At 30.7% G+C, this 22953-nt stretch carries 19 protein-coding genes and 1 pseudogene; 10 read left to right on the forward strand and 10 right to left on the reverse strand.

Features of this window, described 5'->3' with window-relative positions; translation table 11 throughout:
* Nucleotides 1-78: 78 nt before the first annotated feature.
* The 5 genes from DP68_RS19690 to DP68_RS19000 form a co-directional block, all read right to left on the reverse strand.
* Nucleotides 79-243, reverse strand: coding sequence for a hypothetical protein (locus DP68_RS19690; RefSeq protein WP_186429101.1), 165 nt, complete (start codon nucleotides 241-243; stop codon nucleotides 79-81).
* Nucleotides 244-380: 137 nt separating this feature from the next.
* Nucleotides 381-1517 carry a DHHW family protein gene (locus DP68_RS13480; protein WP_035310392.1) on the reverse strand — a complete coding sequence of 379 codons (1137 nt, stop codon included), beginning with the start codon at nucleotides 1515-1517 and terminating at the stop codon, nucleotides 381-383.
* Nucleotides 1518-1529: 12 nt separating this feature from the next.
* Nucleotides 1530-2936, reverse strand: coding sequence for an MBOAT family O-acyltransferase (locus DP68_RS13485; protein ID WP_035310394.1), 1407 nt, complete (start codon nucleotides 2934-2936; stop codon nucleotides 1530-1532).
* A 30-nt stretch (nucleotides 2937-2966) separates the two neighbouring features.
* On the reverse strand, nucleotides 2967-3461 hold the full coding sequence (locus DP68_RS13490; RefSeq protein WP_291549258.1) for a DUF4358 domain-containing protein: 495 nt from the start codon (nucleotides 3459-3461) through the stop codon (nucleotides 2967-2969).
* Between the two features lie 37 nt (nucleotides 3462-3498).
* Nucleotides 3499-4389, reverse strand: a complete 891-nt coding sequence (locus DP68_RS19000; RefSeq protein WP_052085805.1) for a GDSL-type esterase/lipase family protein — start codon at nucleotides 4387-4389, stop codon at nucleotides 3499-3501.
* A 376-nt stretch (nucleotides 4390-4765) separates the two neighbouring features.
* Between DP68_RS19000 and DP68_RS13500 the strand changes: the two are divergent.
* Both DP68_RS13500 and DP68_RS13505 read left to right on the forward strand, forming a co-directional pair.
* A pseudogene (locus tag DP68_RS13500) lies at nucleotides 4766-5650 on the forward strand (M14 family metallocarboxypeptidase); the annotation flags it as partial.
* Between the two features lie 173 nt (nucleotides 5651-5823).
* A complete protein-coding gene (locus DP68_RS13505; RefSeq protein ID WP_052085807.1) occupies nucleotides 5824-7263 on the forward strand; it encodes an MATE family efflux transporter in 1440 nt (479 codons plus the stop codon).
* Between the two features lie 113 nt (nucleotides 7264-7376).
* Here DP68_RS13505 and DP68_RS13510 read toward each other — a convergent pair whose 3' ends face one another.
* The gene (locus DP68_RS13510; RefSeq protein WP_035310395.1) at nucleotides 7377-9362 is read right to left on the reverse strand and encodes a fructose-bisphosphatase class III; all 1986 of its coding nucleotides are present in this window, start codon (nucleotides 9360-9362) and stop codon (nucleotides 7377-7379) included.
* A 359-nt stretch (nucleotides 9363-9721) separates the two neighbouring features.
* Nucleotides 9722-10405, reverse strand: a complete 684-nt coding sequence (locus tag DP68_RS13515) for a hydrolase (protein WP_242966397.1) — start codon at nucleotides 10403-10405, stop codon at nucleotides 9722-9724.
* A 344-nt stretch (nucleotides 10406-10749) separates the two neighbouring features.
* Here DP68_RS13515 and nadA point away from each other — a divergent pair, with 344 nt between their 5' ends.
* Genes nadA through nadC form a run of 3 tightly spaced genes read left to right on the forward strand, consistent with a single transcriptional unit; the run spans nucleotide 10750 to nucleotide 13790 of the window.
* The gene (nadA, locus tag DP68_RS13520) at nucleotides 10750-11661 is read left to right on the forward strand and encodes a quinolinate synthase NadA (protein ID WP_035310396.1); all 912 of its coding nucleotides are present in this window, start codon (nucleotides 10750-10752) and stop codon (nucleotides 11659-11661) included.
* Nucleotides 11662-11665: 4 nt separating this feature from the next.
* Entirely contained in the window at nucleotides 11666-12973 is a 1308-nt protein-coding gene (locus DP68_RS13525) for an L-aspartate oxidase (RefSeq protein ID WP_035310398.1), read from the forward strand.
* Nucleotides 12951-13790, forward strand: a complete 840-nt coding sequence (gene nadC / locus DP68_RS13530) for a carboxylating nicotinate-nucleotide diphosphorylase (RefSeq protein WP_035310399.1) — start codon at nucleotides 12951-12953, stop codon at nucleotides 13788-13790. Before DP68_RS13525 ends, nadC begins: the two co-directional genes overlap by 23 nt.
* Nucleotides 13791-13838: 48 nt before the next feature.
* On the opposite strand, the gene DP68_RS19005 is transcribed toward nadC, so the two are convergent.
* Nucleotides 13839-14039, reverse strand: a complete 201-nt coding sequence (locus DP68_RS19005) for a hypothetical protein (RefSeq protein ID WP_052085809.1) — start codon at nucleotides 14037-14039, stop codon at nucleotides 13839-13841.
* A gap of 102 nt (nucleotides 14040-14141) precedes the next feature.
* Complete coding sequence (locus DP68_RS19010) at nucleotides 14142-14354, reverse strand: hypothetical protein (RefSeq protein WP_052085810.1); 213 nt, start codon at nucleotides 14352-14354, stop codon at nucleotides 14142-14144.
* Nucleotides 14355-14826: 472 nt separating this feature from the next.
* Between DP68_RS19010 and DP68_RS19015 the strand changes: the two genes are divergently transcribed.
* Together DP68_RS19015 and DP68_RS13545 are read left to right on the forward strand one after the other, a co-directional pair.
* Nucleotides 14827-16617 carry an HD domain-containing phosphohydrolase gene (locus DP68_RS19015; protein ID WP_052085811.1) on the forward strand — a complete coding sequence of 597 codons (1791 nt, stop codon included), beginning with the start codon at nucleotides 14827-14829 and terminating at the stop codon, nucleotides 16615-16617.
* A gap of 126 nt (nucleotides 16618-16743) precedes the next feature.
* Nucleotides 16744-18063 carry a hemolysin family protein gene (locus DP68_RS13545; protein WP_035310402.1) on the forward strand — a complete coding sequence of 440 codons (1320 nt, stop codon included), beginning with the start codon at nucleotides 16744-16746 and terminating at the stop codon, nucleotides 18061-18063.
* A gap of 35 nt (nucleotides 18064-18098) precedes the next feature.
* On the opposite strand, the gene DP68_RS13550 is transcribed toward DP68_RS13545, so the two are convergent.
* Complete coding sequence (locus DP68_RS13550) at nucleotides 18099-18626, reverse strand: 2'-5' RNA ligase family protein (protein ID WP_035310404.1); 528 nt, start codon at nucleotides 18624-18626, stop codon at nucleotides 18099-18101.
* 252 nt (nucleotides 18627-18878) lie between these two features.
* Here DP68_RS13550 and DP68_RS13555 point away from each other — a divergent pair, with 252 nt between their 5' ends.
* From DP68_RS13555 to DP68_RS13565, 3 genes are all read left to right on the forward strand, one after another.
* Complete coding sequence (locus tag DP68_RS13555; RefSeq protein WP_035310406.1) at nucleotides 18879-19418, forward strand: chromate transporter; 540 nt, start codon at nucleotides 18879-18881, stop codon at nucleotides 19416-19418.
* Nucleotides 19415-19936: a chromate transporter gene (locus tag DP68_RS13560; protein ID WP_035310408.1), complete on the forward strand. Its 522-nt coding sequence runs from the start codon at nucleotides 19415-19417 to the stop codon at nucleotides 19934-19936. The genes DP68_RS13555 and DP68_RS13560 overlap by 4 nt, the downstream gene beginning before the upstream one ends.
* A gap of 244 nt (nucleotides 19937-20180) precedes the next feature.
* On the forward strand, nucleotides 20181-22850 hold the full coding sequence (locus DP68_RS13565; protein ID WP_035310411.1) for a cation-translocating P-type ATPase: 2670 nt from the start codon (nucleotides 20181-20183) through the stop codon (nucleotides 22848-22850).
* The last annotated feature ends 103 nt before the right edge of the window (nucleotides 22851-22953 follow it).

Consider the following 22953-nt stretch of genomic DNA (forward strand, 5'->3'; position numbering starts at 1 on the left):
TATTTGCTATGAATGCAGGAATTGAAACATTACCTTACCTATAAATAAAATGGACTTAAATTTTTAAGTCCATTTTATTTATAGGTTGTTATCTTTTATAAAAAGAGTTCCTGTTATAGCAAGTATCCAAGAGTATTCCCATAGAGGTTGAAGAATTATTCCAGCCACTACTGCCACAAAAGCAATATCTGCATTAGTTCTCCTAGCTTTGTCCTTAATTTCGGTAATAATTTTTTCAGACATAATTACACCTCTTGTAACTTATTAATATATAAGGTCATATAGGAAATAATTCCAATTACTATTATATCATTAGTGCCACCCACATGACAAGTGGCAAGTGACTTTATCACTTGCCACTTGTCATGTGGGTGGCACTCTTATCTTATAGTGTTTATAGAAGCATCCTCAGAAAAGGTATTTACATTATACAATAAAAGTATGTCATCTACAGAGTTAGCCTTTGCAAGGTCTGTTATGCTATCTGTATAGTATCGGGGATCAACCATATATATTTCACTATAGTGATTTGTTAAAAATGGTACTAGACTATTAGCGTAGGAATCCTTTATAACTAAAAGCCTTTTATGATTATTAACTCCAGTTTGTATTTTTACAAGTGGATGATTACTATTAAAGAAAACAGTATATTTATCCTTTTTATTAGCATTTTCAAGGTGTAAGAAAGAATCACGCTCTTTTTTTTCATCAGAATACCAAACTTTATAATGAGTTTCTTCTTTAGGAGTATAAACTTCTATGGTATCAGGCTTTATATTTCTAAATCCACTTCTTGAATACAAGGTTCCATAGAACTCATCACTAACCTTTGTAATCTTAAAGTCTTCTTTTTTTAGAGGGGAATAGCCCATATATTTACCTAAATCTTCATAAGCATAAAAGGCACCTTCTGTTGTCCAGTGATGATCTGTTTTGTAATAGATATACTTGTCTTTATTGGAATTCATAGTGTCAAATACATCTACAAATTTTATATCTTTACCTAATCCGTGATTAACTTGATTTATGTAATCTCTTTGGTCAGCAGGAGAAGCATAAGAAGGAAGTCTATCCTCAAGTATTCTTGTAGAGTTTGGTGCAAGCATAAAGTATACATGAGTATCTTTGTTATTTAAAGCAAAGTTATTTATTGTATTTAATTTATTTTCTAAGTTTTTAATATTTGGTTTTTCAAATTTTTGAAATAGGTATCCGTCTTTTCCTAAGTACACATCATTATTTTCTGTTTTTCCTAGAAGTTTTTCTGTAGCAGACTTTACGCCTATCCAGAAATCTCTTCCTACAAATTGATCAGAAATATATTTTTCATAGTTGGAGGTATATTTTCCTTCTATCAGACGATCCATAGAAAACTTAGGTTTTTGCTGAAGAGTTCTATTTTCAGAATCAGAGAAGTTTTTATCTGCTGTTACTATATTACTTGCCAATATAACAACTATATATAAGAACACAAAGGCTCCCAGTACGCATTTATATACATTCTTGTATTTCTTCAAAAGTATCACCTCCTAAAATTTAAAGTATAGAAATGGATTATAGCTTGCATTTACTAAATACGAAGTACAAATAAATATAAGTAAAAGATAAATAAGAGGAATAATTATAGCTCCAATAAATTTAACTTTTCCTTTTAACTTTTGCATAAGTTTCCATGGTAATGGGGTTGCGCAAAGTATAAGTAATATAAATAATATGGCATTATTTGAAATATAGTAAAGGGTAGTGGTATCCATAAAAGTACGACTTCCAAAACCAAATAATGTTTTAATGAATTCTAATCCTAAACTCATATTTTCAAATTCGAACAATATCCATCCAAATACTATAAGAAGAAAAGCATATGTATGTGCTATTATTTTAGGCTTATTTTCGAGCCATTTTAAAATAAATGCCTTTTCTAAGGCTAAAATAACTCCAAAGTATAATCCCCAAAGTATAAAATTCCAGTTGGCTCCATGCCAAAATCCCGTTAAAAACCAAACTACAAATAAATTTCTATATCTTTTTATAGCGCTTACCCTATTTCCACCAAGAGGTATGTATACATATTCTCTAAACCAAGAACCTAAGGATATGTGCCATCTTCTCCAAAACTCAGTAATACTTCTTGAAATATAAGGGTAATCAAAGTTTTTCATAAGTTCGAAACCAAACATTTTACCAAGACCTATAGCCATATCTGAATATCCACTAAAATCATAGTATATTTGAAACGTAAATCCTAGTATTCCAAGCCAAGCTGATAGAACAGGAAGTTCACCAGCAGGAGTATCCTTTATAGCCCTCCAAAGTATTCCTATATTATTAGCTAAAAGAACTTTTTTTGAAAGGCCAATGATAAAAATTTCAGCTCCAGAACCAAACTTAGCTAAGGTGACACGTCTATTTTTAAGTTGTTCTTCAACGTCATCATATTTAACTATAGGACCTGCAACAAGCTGAGGGAACATAGTTATGTAAGTTCCAAAGGATATAATATTTCTTTGCACAGGAGTTTTGCCCCAATATACATCAATTACATAGGACATAGTTTGGAAAGTATAAAAAGAAATTCCTAATGGCAATGATAATTTTTTTGCTTCTATACTAAGACCCAACAGTGCGTTTAAATTATCAATGAAGAAACCATAATACTTAAAGAAGCCTAGTATGGATAAATTTACAACTACAGACAATATAAAAACTGCAAGAGAAATTCTCTTGCATGTTTTATATTTGTTTATTATTAACCCAATTATGTAATTGAAAATTGTGGAGAACATCATTAGAAAAATATAAATGGGCTCTCCCCAAGCATAAAATATAAGACTTGATATAAGTATTACTAAGTTCTTCAGAGACTTTGGCACTAAATAGTAAGATAAAAGTGTTATTGGTAAAAATACAAATATAAATAATAAACTACTAAAAACCAAAATAGTCTCCTCCTAAAACATTAGTTTAAGTTATTTGAAAGCTTCATCAAAAGCAGCTTCAATTTTTTCAGCATCTTTTGAAATAGTTAAAAATACGTAGTTTCCTTGAGTTTTTAATACATGATTTTGTATTAAGGAGTATTCCTCAGGAAGATAATCTTTAAAGCTAGCGCTTTGATTTTCTACTCTTTTAGCTACTTTATCTTTTATTTCAGTTACCTTTTTTTCATCTTTAACTTTAATTATGGCAAGTTCATCAGCCTTTATATTAGAAGGAGCTATATAAACTTTAAAACCCTCTAAGTCAGCAGCATCTATATCATATAACATCTTTAATTTTTCGCCATCTATTTCTGGCATTTGGGAAATATCAGTAGCACCTTTTACCTTTGCTAGTATCTCGTCTACAGATGGATTTTTAGCAGTCTTTTTAGAAGAACAACCATAAAGGCTTCCTACAGCAAATACAAGTAGTAATAGTAGGGATAATAAAGTTACCTTAGATTTTCTTGAATTTCTTATCATTTTTATCCTTCTCCTTTGTAAAGTTTAATTAGTTACCTTAGCTTAATGCATGTTGTCTTATATAATCTAGGAGCACATTATAAAAACTGGCCTTGTAATGTATTCCATCTTGTTCATGTAAACTTGGATTACTATCAACTACTGATCTAACATTTATATAGTCAGCCCCCTTTTGAGAGGCAAGGGTTGCTAGTGCAGAATTAAATGTATTAATACGAGAATTTGCAAAAGCTGAATTTTTTTGTTCAGCAGCTTGTGTAACAGGTAAAATAGAGAGCACATGTATTTTAGTATTTGGAACTTTACTTTTTATAGAATCTATTAAAACTCCATATTGAGTTGTAAATTTTTCAGGAGTAAGGTTCTTGTCCACTAAATCATTATTACCAAGTAAAATATATATATCTTTAGGATTTGAAGCAGTAAGCTTTGTTACTTCATTTGTAGCGTGAAATACTGAAAGTCCCTTTTTTGCAATAACGTGAGCTGTATCTAGTGCTCCATAATACCACATTCCTTCTGTAATTGAATCTCCTAAAAACATGGAAGTATTAAAATAGGCCTTATTAACTTCTTTATTAGATGAAGCTGAATTACTAGTTGTAGTATTTGTATTATTAGAAGAATTATTAGTAGAAGAATTTGCATTTGTAGTAACTGAAGTTCCAGTTGCTACACCATTGGAAGAAGTTTGTCCGTTTTTATCTAATGAGGTATCTTTATTATCCTCATTAGAAGAAGGAGCTTGTACATTTTCTTTCCCATCTTTTACCTCTTTTTTAGTTTCTTCTTTAACAGCTGTGTAGGCTTGAGCATCCTTATTTATAAATTTTTTTATGGATACAGTTAAAACGCCAGATAATAATGCAATTACGGTAAGTGACATTGCAAATCTTTTAAGATTAAATTTCTTTTTTCTTCTCTTCAAGGGTAAGTACCTCCAGTACAATTTATTTTAAGTTATTTACCTTGCATATTTGAATAAGTTACATAATTTTTAAATTTATTACAAAACAGTACATCTCAAATCTAATTGAGATGTTTTATATTAAATGCACCTTTTATATTATAGTATAATTAATATACAAAGTGGTTACAAAAAAGTATCGCTATTAATTAATATAATAAAATAATATTAATATGTAAAGGGTTTGCAAAGCTTTATCATTAGATTTCTTAGTTTTTCTTTCATATATTTTATAATATCAAAATAAACTGATAATGGAGCGATAAAAAAGGAAAAATTTATGGGGAGTGGATGGAAAATAATATCTAAAAATCATATAGTAAGTATAAAGAAAAAGTATTCATATGATCTATTAGAAAGAGATATAAGCTATTTTAAAATGAAGTTCCCATTTATAACAGTAGGGAAAATAGGAGTAAGTGTATGTGGAAGAAACTTATATTACATTAAACTTGGTGATGGATCTAATAAAGTACTTTATAATGGAGCCCATCATGCACTTGAATGGGTAACGTCTTTGCTGCTTATGAAATTTACAGAAAATATTTGTAAGGCGTATAAAAATGGAAAGCGAATAAGAGGATATGATATAACACAGTTATTAAAAAAATCTACCATATATATAGTTCCTATGGTAAATCCTGATGGGGTAGAGCTAGTTATAAATGGTCTTAAAAAAAGTCATCCTTATTATAGTGAGCTTTTAAGGTGGAATGATGGAAGCTCAGATTTCTCAAGAGTATGGCAGGCCAATGCAAGAGGAGTGGATTTAAATCATAATTATGATGCTTCGTTTGATCTTTCTAAAAAAGCAGAAAAGGAGCATTGTATAGTAGGACCAGGACCTACCCGTTATTCTGGAGAATATCCTGAGTCTGAACCAGAAACGAAGGCTTTAGCAGATTTTACACGGAAAGAAGATTTTAAGCTTGTCATGGCCTATCATAGCCAAGGTAAGGAAATATATTGGCAATATGGAGATGCAACCCCACCAATAGCAAGATCAATAGGAGAAATTTTTACAGAGGTAAGTGGATATAAATTAGGAGAAGTAACAGGTATCGCTTCCTATGCGGGTTATAAAGATTGGTTTATAGATAAGTTTAAAAGGCCAGGATATACTATTGAAGTAGGATGGGGGAAAAATCCTCTGCCATTAACACAATTTCACCAAATATATGAAGATAATGAAGAAATGCTTATATTAGCAGGAATGCTGTAAAATTGCTAATGAAAATTATTAATATATACTAATCACAGTCTCTCAATACGTTGAGAGACTTCCTATATTATTGTCTAATAAGTAGTATTTCAAGATTAAAGTTTGATAAAAAGTTTAATTTATTATATAATAGTATACTATGTGTCTAAGTTTGAAAAGGGGAGAGAAATGTTATGGATCGTTCAAAACAACTAGGTGAAGAGAGTATAGGTAAGCTCTTATTTAAATTTTCCTTGCCTGCAATTATCGGTATGTTAGTAAATGGACTTTATAATATGGTAGATAGAATATTTATAGGAAGAGGGGTAGGTTCTTTAGCACTTTCAGGACTTGCTGCAGGATTCCCATTATCAATTATAAATATGGCATTTGGAATGCTTGTTGGAATAGGTTCCTCTGCTATGATTTCTATAAAGCTTGGAGAGAAAGATAAAGATTCAGCAGAAAAAATACTTGGAAATGCGTTAGTATTAAATATAATATTATCTTTGGTGTTTACAATTTTTGGATTATTATTTTTAGATAAATTATTAATTATATTTGGTGCAAGTGCCGAAACTCTTACATATGCAAGAGATTATATGAAATTTATTATTGGAGGGGCATTGCTTCAAAATATAGGCTTTGGTATGAATAATATAATACGTTCAGAAGGTAGTCCACGTATTGCTATGGCCACTATGCTAATAGGAGCTATTATAAATACAATACTTGACCCTATATTTATATTTATATTTGATATGGGAGTTCAAGGAGCAGCTATTGCTACTATAATCTCACAAGGGATTTCTTCAATTTGGGTACTTGCACACTTTATAAGTGGTAGAAGTACATTAAAGTTCCATAAAGAAAACTTTAAGTTAAGACTTGAAACCATAAAGCACATACTTGCTATAGGAATGTCACCATTTGCAATGCAAATTGCAGCAAGTGTAGTTACAACAATTTACAATAATAGTCTTTTAACTTATGGGGGGAATTTAGCTGTAGCATCAATGGGAATAATAAACAGTATAATAATGTTGTTTTTTATGCCTATATTTGGTATAAATCAAGGTGTTCAGCCTATAATAGGTTATAACTATGGAGCTAAAAATTATGCTAGAGTAAAGAAAGCTTTAAAACTTGCAATTATGGCAGCAGTTTTTATATCTATAGTAGGATTCATAGTAATACAGGCTTTCCCAAGACAACTTATAGGACTCTTTAATAAAAATGATGCAGAGCTTATAGCAATAGGGTCTAGAGGAATAAGAATAGACATGATATTTTTACCTATAATAGGATTTCAAGTAGTAAGTTCTAATTATTTTCAAGCTGTTGGAAAAGCAAAGATATCAATAATTTTAAGTTTATCTAGACAGGTGCTTATACTTATACCTATATTACTCATAATACCACCAATATTTAAGTTGGATGGAGTATGGGCAAGTGCACCTATAGCAGATTTACTTTCTGCAATACTTACAGGTGTTTTACTATATAGGGATATAAAAGCCTTAAACAAGGATATTAAAAAGGAAGAAAAGAATAAAAAACAACAATTAATTGATGAAGAAGTACAAGATGAAGGTTTAGAAAATAAGATTGAAATTAAGAAACAGTTCGAATAGGAATTGTGTTACATTCTACGTACTAAAAATAAAAGGAATTTTGCTTTAGCAAAATTCCTTTTATTTTTAGTATAATAACAGGCACTTGCCACTTGTCATGTGGGTGGCACTTTTTAAATCTCATCAATAAGTCCTTTTCTATAAGCCATTAAAAGTTTTTCTAAATCTTTTATACGAACAGTAATTTCCTTACCTATATCAGTATCGGCAACTCTTTTTCTTTGCATGCCATGCTCCACAATTATTGTAGAGGATAATATGTCTTTTTCTTCTTCAATGGCTTTTCTAATAGAATCAAAGGGCTCGTGGGAAGTAAGAAGGAACCCATAGGAATTATATATTAAAGTATACCCTGCAATCCCTGTTTCAGGTTGATAAGCCTTACAAAAGCCTCCATCAATAACTAAAAGCTTACCATTTGCTTTTATTGGACTTTCACCTCGTATTGTTTTTACAGGGATATGTCCATTTATAATGTGAGAGCAATCTTTATCTAAATGGAATTCTTCAAAGATTCTATTACTTAACTCTTCATCATTTATTAACTTATAGTAAGTGTTCTTTTCTTCTATATGAGTTAATTTATCTTCAATAAAGTATCTTTCAAAGGTAGTTATTCTGTTTTTACCAAATAGTGGTGAATGTTGTCCGCACCAAAGATACCACATTATATCCATGGCATAGTTTTTAACATTCTTATCTTTCTTATAAAAATATGCCTCTCTTGCATAACGATCAAACATATCTAGGAGAGATTTACCGCTGTAACTTTTCCCTTCAAAGTTAACAGTTTTAAAGTCTCCATTTTCATCAAGGGGAATACATCCATGAAATAATATATTTGAGTTATATACAAGATATAGGCTGCCCTTACTATATAAAAACCTTATATGCCTTTGAAGCTTCTCACTATTAACAAAGGAGTGAGTAAGTTTGTTTATTAACTCTTCTTCTTCGGCAGTTAGTTTGTATGGATCATCTTTAAATAATGTAGGGAAATTAGTATCCCTTAGTGGATAAGTTTTTCCATCGACAGTTACGGTCTTATTTTCTAAATTCATCTTATCTAGAAGCAGCATATAATCCATTTCAAATTCAGGATGTCTTTTAACCTTTTGGCCTTCTAGCTTAAACTGAATAACCGCTATTGCTTTATGCATTTTAGCTAAAAGAGACACTTCATTTTCTGGAAGTTTCTTGGTTAATGTTTTTGGAATAAAATATTTACAAGGATCATTGCCGTAAATTTCTAAAGCAAAAGTAGCAAGAGGTAGTAGATTTATGCCATAACCATCTTCAATACTGCTAAGGTTTGCATATCTTAAACTTACCCTAAGGGCATTAGCAGCACAAGTTCTAGAGCCTGAAGCTGCTCCCATCCAAATAATGTCATGATTTCCCCATTGGATATCTATAGAATGATGATTCATTAAAGCGTCCATTATTATTTCAGCACCAGGACCTCTATCGTATATATCACCAATAATATGAAGTCTATCTACTACAAGTCTTTGAATAACTTTAGATAAAGCAACCACGAATTCACTAGCACAGCCAATGTCTATTATGGTATCTATTATGCCTGTATAATATTCTTGTCTATTAATCCTATCAATTTGTTCATTTAAAAGTTCTTCGATTATATATGAAAAATCCTCAGGTAGAGCTTTTCTAACTTTGGATCTTGTATACTTTGAGGATACTGATTTACAAACTTGAATAAGCCTGTATAAAGTAATCTTGTACCATTCTTCTAAATCTTGTTCTGTTCTTTTAAGAAGCTCCATTTTTTCTTCAGGATAATATATTAAAGTAGCAAGAGCTGCTTTTTCTCTTTCCATTAAGGATGTTCCGAATATTTCATCAAGCTTTCGCTTAATAACTCCAGAAGCGTTTTTAAGCATATGGGTAAAGGATTCGTATTCGCCGTGTATATCGCTAATAAAATGCTCTGTACCCTTAGGAAGATTTAATATAGATTGAAGGTTAATTATTTCACTACTAGCTAAAGATATAGTAGGATATTTTGTACTTAGTAACTTCAAATATCTTAAATCGTTTTTTATGATATTGATGTTGTTTTCATCATATAAGGTCATTTTCTCCATCCCTCATTTTCAATAGTTTTAATTTAAACCATATAATATATTATATAGCAAGAGTATGTTAAATTCTATATTATAATTCAATTTTTTATATGCAATATGCTACATTTTTCGAAATTAGTATATGCTATTAGCTTAAAGCGTTATATAATAGAAAAACCAATGTGTATCAAGATGTTTTAGTATAAACATAGCTTGTTTTCAAGGTAAGATAAGTGTAGATATATGTATATTTATATACTTTTAAGAAATTAGCATGAAATAACAGAGGCTAAAGGAAATCACCCTTTAGCCTTTGTTATATAGAAGGAGAGATTAAGGGAGGAAGGAATAAGGCACTTGTATAATATTTTTTATAGAGTTTCTCTATAGTTATGCATTATATTAGAGAACATTTTTGCAGTACTTGGAGGAGTATATGTAATTGCATTGGCTCCAGCTTTAATTGTATTACGAATACTTTCTACGTTAGGTCCCCCTGTAGCAATTATAGGGATATGGGGGAATCTTGTTCTAATATTTTGAACAAGCTCAGCTGTTTTTGCGCCACCTGAAACATTAAATATAGAAACTCCAGCTTTGATTCTTTCTTCAATACATTCCTTTTCTGATACTATAGTAATAACGATAGGAATATCGATTTTCTTTTTCATTTCAACAATAAGCTCGTTTGGCGTAGGAGCATTTAAAACAACACCAAAAGCTCCATGTAGTTCAGCGTGGAGAGCAATATCAATAGATCTCTGCCCTGTTGTAAGTCCTCCGCCTACGCCTACGAAAACTGGGCTAGGGGATACCTCTATAATAGCATGAGTTATTGAAAGCTGAGGGGTGAAGGGATAAACGGCAATTACTCCATCTGCATTACAATTTTTGATTATGGCAACGTCTGTTGAAAAAATTAGCGACTTTATTCTTTTTCCAAAAATATTGATACCACTTGCATCATATATTTCCTTTGGAACCTCTACAATTCTCTTTCTAAGTCTTGATTCTATTACCGGTACATATTTTTTATCTTTTATAATGTTTTCCAAAATAAAATCTCCTAACATGATTTTATGATTTTAAAATTAATTTACCCTTTATTTTATTTGTTATTCTGTATATATATTTATTAAGTTTGTTTAATTTTTTTCGCCTTTCAATACTAGAAAATAACTTAATAAAAATAAAGGTGGATTAATATCTATAGATTTAATTTAGATAGCAAACCACCCATATGAATTGTATTATATGAATAATCAAATGTAAATAAATTTTATAAAAACTAAGTTGAAATAATATACTGTTAGTGATATATTTATTTACATGTGTATATACACCTGTAAATAAATATGTACATAATGAAGATTAATTTATAAAACCTGGAGGGGACTGTATGAAGATTAACTTAAAAGATGAAATACTAAGATTAAAAAAAGATAAACAAGCTATAATATTAGCTCATTATTATCAGAGAGGTGATATCCAAGATATAGCTGATGCTATTGGGGATTCTTATCATCTAAGCAAAGTAGCTAAAGATTGTAGTGAAAAACTAATAGTATTTTGTGGTGTAAAGTTCATGGCTGAAAGTGCTAAAATACTTTCTCCTGAAAAAACTGTGCTATTGCCTGCAGCTGGTGCAGGATGCCCAATGGCAGATATGGCAGATGCTGAAGGTGTGAAAGTATTGAAGGCTAAGCATCCTAATGCAAAGGTTGTTTGTTATATAAATTCTACAGCGGAAGTAAAAGCGGTATCAGATGTATGTTGTACATCATCTAATGCAGTAAAGATAATTAAAAATATTAAAGAAGATGAAATAATATTTTTACCTGATAAAAATTTAGGGGAACATGTTCAAAAACAAGTCCCTGAAAAAAATGTTATCCTATGGGATGGTTTTTGTATAACTCATAAGAAGGTTAGAGTTGAAGAACTACTGGCAGCTAGAAAAATTCATGAAGATATTGTAATTGCTGCTCATCCTGAATGTGAAAAATCAGTTAGAGAAAATGCTGATTTCCTTGGAAGTACAGGAGAAATTATAGATTATGTTACTAATCATTCAGGCAAGAAATTTCTTATTGTTACAGAAGAAGGGGTACTTCATCAAATTAAATTAAAAAATCTTGATAAGCTCTTGTATGTTCCTGGAGGTGGAATGACTTGCGTGAATATGAAAATGACTCGCTTAGAAGATGTTTATAATAGTTTGCTTAATATGGAATGTGATATCAAAATTGATGAAAGTATAAGACAAAAAGCGTATAATTCTTTAGCTATGATGCATGAACTTGGGAGGTAGCGAAATGAATATTATAACTGATGTACTAATAATAGGCGCTGGAGTTGCAGGGCTTTACACAGCATTAAATTTAGATGAAAAATTAAAAGTTATTATGGTTTCAAAGGGAGAAGTAAATGAATGTAATTCGAATTGGGCTCAAGGTGGAATATCCGTAGCTAGAGGATATGATGATGTAGAACTATTTGTACAGGACACTCTAAAAGCTGGTCGATATAAGAATGATATTAATGCAGTTAAAGTTCTTGCAGAAGAATCTATAGAAAATATAAATGCATTAATAGAACTTGGGGTAGACTTCGATAGGAGTGGAGATGAGTTGAATTATACTCGTGAAGGTGCACATACCATAAATAGAATAGTTCACTATAAAGACAAAACTGGAAATAGAGTAGAAGAGGTCCTTTTAAATAATGTAAGAGATAGAAGAAATATTAAATTTAACCAAAACTGTTGTTTAGTGGATATATTAAAGAAAGATAACCTTTGTATGGGTGGTATATGTATCAAAGATAATAAACAAATTAACATATATTCTAAGGTAACTATATTAGCTACTGGTGGAATAGGAGGAGTCTTCAAAAATTCAACAAATGAGAGAATTATTACTGGAGATGGCATTGCTATAGGTATAAAAAATAATATTAAAGTTAAAAACATAAATTATATTCAGTTTCATCCTACAGTATTTTATTCAGAAAACAATAATAATGAGAGAAGATTTCTAATCTCTGAGTCTGTTAGAGGTGAGGGAGGAAAACTTATAAACAACAAAGGGGAAAGATTCGTAGATGAACTTCTTCCAAGGAATGTGGTTAGTAAATTTATAATAGAAGAAGAAAAGAAAACCAATTCTAATAATGTTTATTTAGATGTTAGCTTTATGCCTAAGGATTTTTTACAAAAAAGATTTCCTACTATATATGAGGAATGTTTGAAATATGGGATAGATATTTCTAAACAGCCTATTCCAGTTACCCCAGCACAGCATTATTTCATGGGGGGACTTGAGGTGGATTTATACGGTAAAACTTCCATGGAAAACTTATATGCTTTCGGAGAAGTTAGCTGCACAGGAGTTCATGGAGCAAATAGACTTGCAAGTAACTCTCTTTTAGAAGCATTGGTTTTCTCAAAACGAGGAGCAGAAAATATAAATAAATCTATAAATGATATTGAAATTATATATAGTGAGGTTTGTGAGCTCGATCATAACTCTGAATATTATCAAGAAATGAACAAGAAAATATTAGTAGATACAATTGCCAAGTTGAGGGGAGATATAAAAAATGAATTGGTTACTTGTGGATGATATTATAAAAAGGGCTCTTAATGAAGACTTATATTATGGGGACATAACTACTGAGTCCATAGTGGTTAATAATAAAAATGCGTCTATAGATTTGATAGCTAAGGAGGATGGTGTTGTAGCTGGTCTTGAAGTTTTTAGAAGGGTTTTCCTAACTCTTGGGGATGCAGAAACTGAGTTTTATGTAAAAGACGGTGATAATATTCATAAGGGAGAAAAAATTGGAAAAGTCTATGGAAATATAAAAACCTTATTAAGTGGGGAAAGAGTTGCTTTAAATTTTTTGCAAAGAATGTGCGGCATAGCTACTCTTACAAAAATGTTTACAGAAAAGTTAAAGGGAACTAACGTAAAACTTTTGGATACTAGAAAAACTACCCCTAATATGAGAATGTTTGAAAAATACTCAGTAAAGATTGGAGGTGGTACAAATCATAGATTTGGACTAAATGATGGAATCCTTATAAAGGACAATCATATAGATGCTGCTGGAGGAATTCAACAGGCAATTGAAATGGTTAGAAGTAATGCTCCCTTTGTTAGAAAAATAGAAATCGAGGTTGAAACCCTAGAACAGCTTAAAGAAGCATTAGAAATGAATCCTGATATAATAATGCTTGATAATATGGATATTGAGACACTTAAGGCAGCGGTAAAAATCATAGATGGCAAAGCAGAAATTGAGGCCTCAGGGAACGTTGATTTAGACACAATAGAAGTCATTGCCCAAATAGGTGTAGATTACATATCGACAGGCGCTATAACACATTCATTTAAAGTTTTAGATTTAAGTCTGAAAAATTTAATATATGTTGAGTAACTTAATTTAGGTGTAGAAGAAAACTTCTACACCTTTAATATTATGAATTTAATTTGAACTTTTTATTGCATCTATTACTTTTTTACGTTCTTTATTCATAGATAAAAATGTACTGAAATCAGCATTTTCAGGGCTTAAAGCTACATCTGTAGGTCCCCCTAGAAAATGAGTTGCATTACCTATAGTAAGATGTTTTTTGCCATCAATAGAATCATACATAGCCTCGGTTGATGAATCATTATTTTTCATTATAACAAAAAATAATCCAGATCCTCGAGGAGTATTTGGATCAGATGATTTAAAATAAACAGATGCAGAATTATCATCTTCTTTAATTGTATATTTATTTTTTCAATTAGAAGGAAACTTAAGTGAAAATCCTAACTTGCTTTTGAAAGTTAAGTCCATATCATCTATTTGTGTACTAGTCTCTAAAGCTATTTCACTTTTAATGGGATTATTTTCTTTAGAAGAAGTTTTACTAAGTTTAGAATTGTTACATCCATATAATATAGATGCTGATGAAATTAAAATTGTAAGAAGTAATATTGGTTTTATTTTCATAATTATCTCCTTTTGTAATATTGTTAATAAGAACTTTGCATAAAAAGGATGCTGATAAGATGAATAAATTTATTTGAAATAAATGTTTTCCTATTATCTTATTGAAAACAGAATTTTAAACGATTTTACAAGAATATATGGTTAATTTGTAGGGAAAATTATCTAAGTATTTAGTTTTCAGGTCCAACTATTATAGTTCATCCAGATTCAATTGTATATGCTAATATGCTTTGGTTGTTAAAAGAATTAAAAAAGCTATAAAGTAGTGATAAATGAAGAATTTTAGAAAAAGTTAATATCAAAGAATTAAATAAGATGATATAATATAAGGATAAGCAAAAAAAGACTTTAAAAGACTTTTTTCTACAATTAGTTAGTAAAACATCATATGAGTCACGTAGTAACGGACGAATATTTAAAATAGGGTGATAAATTGTTCTTATTATTTACAGAAATAAGGAGGAGCGATTGAGTGGCTAAAAAGCACGTAATTAAACACAGTATTGTTTATGCAATTGCAATAGCTTTAATTACTTATTTTGCAAACACTTACATAAGGGGGCCTTTGAACAGCATTGTAGTGATTTTTGCCGCTACACAATGGGGAATTAAAGGTGGGATTCTTATGGCTACATGGGCTACTTCTATGTTAACATTTGGAGTGATATTTACTGAACACATTCGTATTAGCAATCTTATATCAGGGGCATTAACCTATTTCACTATAGGATTAGCGTTAGGTAAAGCAATAGATATTCTTCGAAATAAGAAAAGAGAGTTAGAAGATGAAATAGAGAAATGCAAAGAAATTCAGCAGGCTTTAATTGAAAGTCGAAAGGAATTAAAGGAAAAAGCTGAAGAACAACAATTATTACTTGATAATATTGATGTACATATATGGTATTTAACTGACCCTAAAACATATGCTATAGTTAACGAAGCACATGCAAAGTTTTTTAATAAGAGGAAGTGTGAATTAGAACGGGCAAGCATGTATAGTTCATGGAGTAAGGAAGAAGCAGATATGTGCATTGCAGGAACTGAGGAAGTTTTTGAAAAAAGAGTACAAGTTAAAAAGGAAGAGTGGCTTACAAATTATGAAGGTGAAAAACGCTTAATGTTAGTTACCAAAACTCCAAAGCTAGGGGAAGGTGGAGAAGTTAAGTACGTGGTTTGTACTGCTCAAGATATTACTGAGCGTAACCAAGCAGAGGAATCTATTAAAAAATTAGCCTATAAGGATAGTCTGACAGGCCTTTATAACCGTACATATTTTGATGAGCAAATGATAATGATAGAAGAAAATATAACTGAATACGCTCCAGTAAGTATCATATCTGTAGATTTAGATGGTCTTAAAATTGTAAATGATACCTTCGGACATAAGTCGGGAGATGATTTTTTAAAGGCTGCAGCAGATATAATAGCAAAGGCATTTAGAAAAACAGATATTATTGCTAGAGTAGGGGGAGATGAGGTTTGTATAATTCTTCCTAAATCTGATAACAAAGTTGCACTGAAAAAAAGAAGTGATATTTTAGAGCTTATAGAAAATCATAATAGAGAAAATCCATCAACTCTTATAAGTATGTCTATAGGTACAGCTACCACAAGAAGCTTAGAAAGTATTTATGATGTTTATAAAAGAGCAGATGATAACATGTATGAGTATAAATTGGCTCAAGCAACAAGTCCTAAAAGTAAAGTTATAGATTTATTAGTTGCAGCTTTAGCTGAACGTGACTATATGGCTAGTGGACATGGGGAAAGATTATCTAAGATGGGAGAAATTATGGCTGATAAAATAGGATTAGATGATGATATACGCCGAAATCTTATTGTATTAGCTAAGGTACATGATTTGGGAAAGGTAGGTATTCCAGATCAGATACTGTTTAAAAAAGGAAAATTAACAGAAGAAGAATATAAAAAGATGAAAGAGCATGTTAAAATAGGATGGGAAATTGCACATCGAAGCAAGGAATTGGAAAACATGGCAGAACTTATACTTCATCATCATGAGTGCTGGGATGGTAAAGGGTATCCAAATGGGTTAAAGGGTAATAATATACCAATAGAATGTAGGATACTTAATATAATGGATGCTTACGATACTATGATTAGTGATAGACCTTATCAAAAGGGTATAAGTAAACAAGAGGCAATAGAAGAGTTGATAAGATGCTCGGGAACTCAATTTGACCCACAACTATTAAGAGAGTTTATTGAGGTTATAAAGTATAAAGAAGCAATGGAGTTATAATCTGATGCTTCTTTTTATTTAATACAGTATCAATAAATAATAGAAGTATCTTTAGTAATTAGTAAAAGTTATCATATTTTATGATATAATTAAAATTAAAAGTTTTCAATTTTAGGAGGAATTACAATGGAATTAGAGCCTGACCCTGCGAATATTACTTCGCAACTAATATTAATAGTCATTTTAACAATGCTTAATGCATTTTTTGCATCAGCAGAAATGGCTATAGTATCACTAAATAAAAATAAAATAAAACTTCTTGCAGAAGAAGGAAACAAAAAAGCAAAGCTTTTAATAAAACTCATGGAAGAGCCAACCAAGTTTTTATCTACAATACAAGTAGGAATAACTCTTGCTGGATTTTTCTCTAGTGCTTCTGCTGCTACTGGAATATCAGAAGATTTAGCACAGTATTTAAATACGTTTAATATTCCTTATAGTGGACAAATAGCATTAATAGTAGTGACAATCATACTGTCTTATATAACCTTAGTATTTGGAGAACTGTTCCCAAAGAGAATAGCAATGCAAAAGTCACAGTCCATAGCAATGTTTTCTGTAATACCTATATTATATATATCTAAAGTAACTAAGCCCTTTATAAAATTACTTTCAGCATCAACTAATGTTCTTGTTAGATTAGCTGGATTTGATAGACAAGATTTAGAGGAAAGGGTATCAAAAGAAGAGATTAAATCTTTAGTGGAAGTTGGACAGGAACATGGCGTTATAAATGAAACTGAAAAAGAAATGATAAATAGTATATTCGAGTTTGATGATAAATTAGCAGATGAAGTAATGACACCAAGAACTGAGGTATACTTAATTAATATAGATACTCCCTTAAATGAATACTTAGACGAATTAATGGAAGAAAAGTATTCAAGAATACCTGTATATGAAGGGGATAGTGACAATATTATTGGTATTCTTTATATGAAAGATTTTTTTATTGAGGCTAGAAAACATGGATTTGAAAACGTAGATATCAGAAGTATACTACATTCAGCTTATTTCGTTCCAGAAACAAAAAATATTGATGAATTATTTAAAGAACTTCAAGTTTCGAAAAAGCATATGGCAATATTAATAGATGAATATGGCGGCTTTTCAGGAATAGTAACTATAGAGGATCTTATTGAAGAAGTTATGGGTAACATAGAAGATGAATATGATAATGATGAGCCAGATATAGAAAAAATAGATAATAACACATTTATCGTTAATGGGTTACTTGCAATAGATGAGCTTAATGATGATCTTCATATAAATTTAGATTCAGAAGAACAAGATACTATTAGTGGATTTTTAGTTGATTTATTAGGAAGAATACCTGAAAATGGAGAACAAGAAGTTATAGAGCATAATAATATTGTGTTTAAGATTGAAGAGGTAAAAGAAAAAAGAATAAATAAAGTAAAGATATGTATTCAAAGAGAGGTATAATCCTCTCTTTATTTTTATAAGCATTCTATGGGTCTTTATCTTAATTGATATTCCTTATAGGTTTCCCATTTATAATTTTCCCATTTAAGTATAGTAATATTATCAAAATAAATATCAAATTCAGGGTTAAAGCCATTGGTATAATTCCAAATAGAATCATATTTTTCTCTAGGGATACGTGTAACTATAGTAGCATGAAAGGTTTTTCCTTTACCATCATGTCTTTTCCACTCAAGCCAAGGTAAAGTTTTTAATGCATCTATAAAAGCATCATGAACCTTTAGGCCTTCATTTGACATATTTATATCCATAAAAATTGTATCTGTTCTAAAGTGATTAATTCCATCTATTTTCATACGTTCTTTTTTATTATTAGCTACAAAGTCTTTGATAACACACTCAACTTCGCTAATTTTATCAGTTTCAAAGGGAGCTTTTATGGTAAAGTGCCCAGGAAGCTTCTGTCTTTTTACATCAAATTTTGAACAAACATCTGTTACTAATTTCTCATGAAAATTTAAAGCTTCTCCATTAAGTAAACAAACAATAACATATCTATCCATGATAAACCTCCAATTACTTCATTTAATAGTTAATAGTGTTAGTATTTTAGTAAATAAATATGTTAAAATATATCTTATAGCTTTTATTTTTGTTTCAGTGTATTTTGAAAATGAAACAGTTCAGATGAATAAGACATGCTGATTTATAATTAAATCATGGAAGAAAACATTTCGACAAACTAATAAAGTCAGCCCTGCGGCTGACTTTAAACATTAATTATTATGTATTATTTATAAAACTGAGGTGGGAATATGAAAAAAGTTTTACAAATGTTTATTAGCTTTTTTAAAATAGGAGCTTTTACCTTTGGAGGGGGATATGCAATGATCCCACTCATTGAAGAAGAAGTAGTTAATAAAAAAAAGTGGATAGAAAAGGAGGAGTTTGTGGATATTGTAGTTATTTCACAATCCTTTCCTGGAGCCTTAGCAGTAAATACTTCAATATTTATAGGGTATAAAATAAATGGTATTTTGGGAGCTATTATGGCGCTACTAGGAACGGTTATTCCTTCTTTTATAATAATACTTTTGATAGCTTCAGTCTTTATGCAATTTAGAAGTAACTATTATGTTGAACAGGTTTTTAAAGGAATAAATGGAGCAGTGCCAATGCTTGTACTAATTGCAATATTTAGCATTTCAAAGTCAGTTAAAAAGAGTTACTTAAACTTGGGAGTTGTTATACTTGCATTAATATTATTGCAAGTTTTAAATGTTAATCCTGTGGTTGTAATCATTCTTTCAGGTGCTTTCGGTGTTATTTATTATAGAGAGAAGGTGGGAAAGTGAATATAATATTACAGCTTTTTCTGTCCTTTTTAAAGATAGGAGCCTTTAGCTTTGGTGGAGGATATGCTATGCTTCCACTTATTGAAAGAGAAATAGTTAAAAATCACAATTGGATTAGCTATAGGGAATTTATAGATATAATAGGCATTTCACAAATGACTCCAGGACCCATTGCTATAAATTCTGCTACTTTTGTAGGATATAAAGTAGGAGGAGTTTTAGGAAGTACGGCAGCGTCCATAGGTGTGGTTACAACGTCATTTATACTAGTATCTATTGCTACTCACTATATAATGAAATTTAAAGAGTCCAGGGTAATAAAATCAGCTTTTATGGGAATGAGGCCAGCACTTATAGCACTTATTTTATCAGCATTTTGGTCACTAGCTAAGACATCGTATACTGATGTTAAAAGTGTAATAATAGGTATGTTGACATTGGTAATGCTATTATCTAAAAGAATACATCCAATTATGGTAATTGTAGTAGCAGGTGCACTAGGAGTAATATTATATTAGAAAATCTTCACAAAAATTTCTTGTATGTGGAAAAACTCTGTGATATAATTACCTTGCAAAGGGGAGTAGCAATTATTTAACTATTCGTCATGTCGGTAAGATTTTTACCCGGATAGTTATTCTCCAAAAGAGTTAGCAAGACCTTTGCTCTATTTGTGCACAGAATAGAGCAAAGGTTTTTTTTATTAATTTTTTTAATAAATAAAACCTTAACGACAAATAATAATGTATGAGGTGAAGAAGAATGTGGTTTGAAAAAAGCAATGAAGAGGTATTAAAAGAGCTTTCTACAGATCAGCATAACGGTCTTACTTCCCAGGAAGTAGAGAATAGAAAAGAAAAGTATGGACTAAATATGCTTGAAGGTAAAAAGCCAAAGACAATGATGAGAATGTTCTTTGAACAATTAAACGATCCAATGATTTTTATATTATTAGGTGCAGCATTGATTTCTGGATTTATGGGAGAAATAAGCGATGCAATTATAATTGCAGTAGTAATCATTCTTAATGCTGTTATAGGAATTATACAAGAATCTAAAGCTGAAAAAGCATTAGATGCCTTAAAGAAAATGTCTACGCCTAAAGCTGTAGTAAAAAGAGATGGAGAGTTAAAGGAAATAGCTTCTGAAGAGTTAGTCCCTGGAGATGTAGTAATACTTGATGCAGGTAGATATGTTCCATGTGACTTAAGACTTGTAGAAACAGTAAATCTTCAAATTGAGGAATCAGCTTTAACAGGAGAATCAGTTCCAGTAGATAAGAACGCTAATTTAAAATTTGATACTAATGAAATACCATTAGGAGATCAAAAGAATATGGCATTTATGTCTACTCTTGCAACTTATGGCAGAGGAGTTGGTATAGCAGTTGGAACTGGTATGTCAACTGAAATAGGTAAAATAGCAAAATTGCTTGATGAGCAAGAAAATGAACAAACACCACTACAAAAAAAACTTGCAGAGCTTAGTAAAACTTTAGGTTTTGGAGCTCTTGGAATATGTATTGTAATGTTTATAGTTGCTATAATTCAAAAAAGAGATTTTTTTGAAATGTTTTTAACAGCTATAAGTTTGGCAGTAGCTGCTATACCAGAAGGACTTCCAGCTATAGTTACCATAGTTTTAGCTATGGGTGTTCAAAAGATGATAAAGGAAAATGCTATAATAAGAAAACTTCCAGCAGTAGAAACATTAGGTGCAGTAAATGTAATATGTTCCGATAAAACAGGTACACTTACTCAAAATAAGATGACTGTAATTAAGTTTTATGGGGATAATGTACTAGGAAATATAAATGACTTAGATATAAAAAATCCAGTTCAAAGGTTGTTGCTAGAAAATATAGTATTGTGCAACGATGCAACTTACAGTGAAGAATCAAAAACGGGAGATCCAACAGAAATAGCTTTACTTGAGGCTGGTGTAAAGTATGATTTGTTTAAAAAGGGATTGAATGAAGATCATAAAAGAGTAAATGAAGTTCCTTTTGATTCAGATAGAAAACTTATGACTACAGTAAATAAATATGATGATAAATTTTATGTAATGACAAAGGGAGCTACAGATAATTTAATCAATCTTTGTAATAATGCATATATAAATGGAGAAATAGTTCCATTAACAGATGAAATTAAAGATAGTATAAATAAGGCCTCTATTAGTATGTCAAATGATGCTTTAAGAGTTTTAGGATCAGCATATAAGGTTTTAGACTCTGAAGCTGTAAATATTAATAGTTTAGAAAGTGATCTTACATTTATAGGACTTGTTGGGATGATAGACCCACCAAGAGAAGAAGTTAAAGACTCCATAGCTGAAACTAAAAAATCAGGAATTATAACTATAATGATTACTGGTGACCATAAAAATACTGCTTTTGCAATAGCTAAGGAACTTGGAATTGCAGAAAGAGAAGATCAAGCAATATTCGGAGCGGAACTTGATAAAATGAGTGATGAAGAGCTTGCTCGTAGAGTTAAAGATTTAAGAGTATTTGCTAGAGTATCTCCTGAGCATAAAGTTAGAATAGTTAAGGCATTTAAATCTAATGGAAATATAGTTTCTATGACAGGTGACGGTGTTAATGATGCTCCATCACTTAAGATGGCAGACATAGGAGTTGCTATGGGTATTACAGGTACAGATGTTGCAAAGGGTGCAGCAGATATGGTACTTACAGATGATAACTTCTCAACTATAGTTGCTGCTATTAAAGAAGGTAGAAATATATTTAACAATATAAAGAAATCTATAGTATTTTTACTTTCTTGTAATATAGGTGAAATTGTAGCATTATTCTTTGCAATACTATTTGGATGGGCAACACCATTAAGACCAATACACTTATTATGGGTTAACTTAGTTACAGATAGTTTACCAGCATTATCCCTTGGTGCAGACCCAGGAGACCCTGACGTCATGAAGGAAAAGCCAAGAGATCCTAAAGCTAGTTTATTTGCTGGCGGAACAGGTTACTTCTTAGTACTGAATGGATTACTAATTGGTATACTAACTTTAGCGGCATTTATAGTTGGAATTAAGGTATACACTGGAGATGCAAACTTATTCCCACTATTCCCTAAGGGTGAGATATCAGAAGAAGCTTTAAGACATGCACAAACAATGGCATTTGTTGTGTTAAGTGTATCACAGTTATTCCATTCATTTAACTTAAGAAATCCAAGAAAGTCTATATTCCAAGTTGGAGTATTTACCAATAAGTATTTACTAGCATCTGTACTATTTGGAATATTCCTTACAGATGTTGTAATAACAGTACCATTCTTAGCTAACATATTCGATGTTTGGGACTTGAATGGAAGAGATTGGATGTTTGTAGGAATACTTTCAATAATTCCACTTGTAGTAAATGAAATAGCAAAGATATTCTTAAGAGCAAAAGACAACGCATAATAATAAGAGGTACTATCTTTTAGATAGTACCTCTTATTATTATATACTGAGTAAGAGGATAATTAATTATTGGATAAAATTCCATACATAGGCTATAATATTT

The organism is Clostridium sp. HMP27, assembly GCF_000765165.1.
In the GTDB taxonomy this organism is placed as follows: Bacteria; Bacillota; Clostridia; order Clostridiales; family Clostridiaceae; genus Clostridium_AK.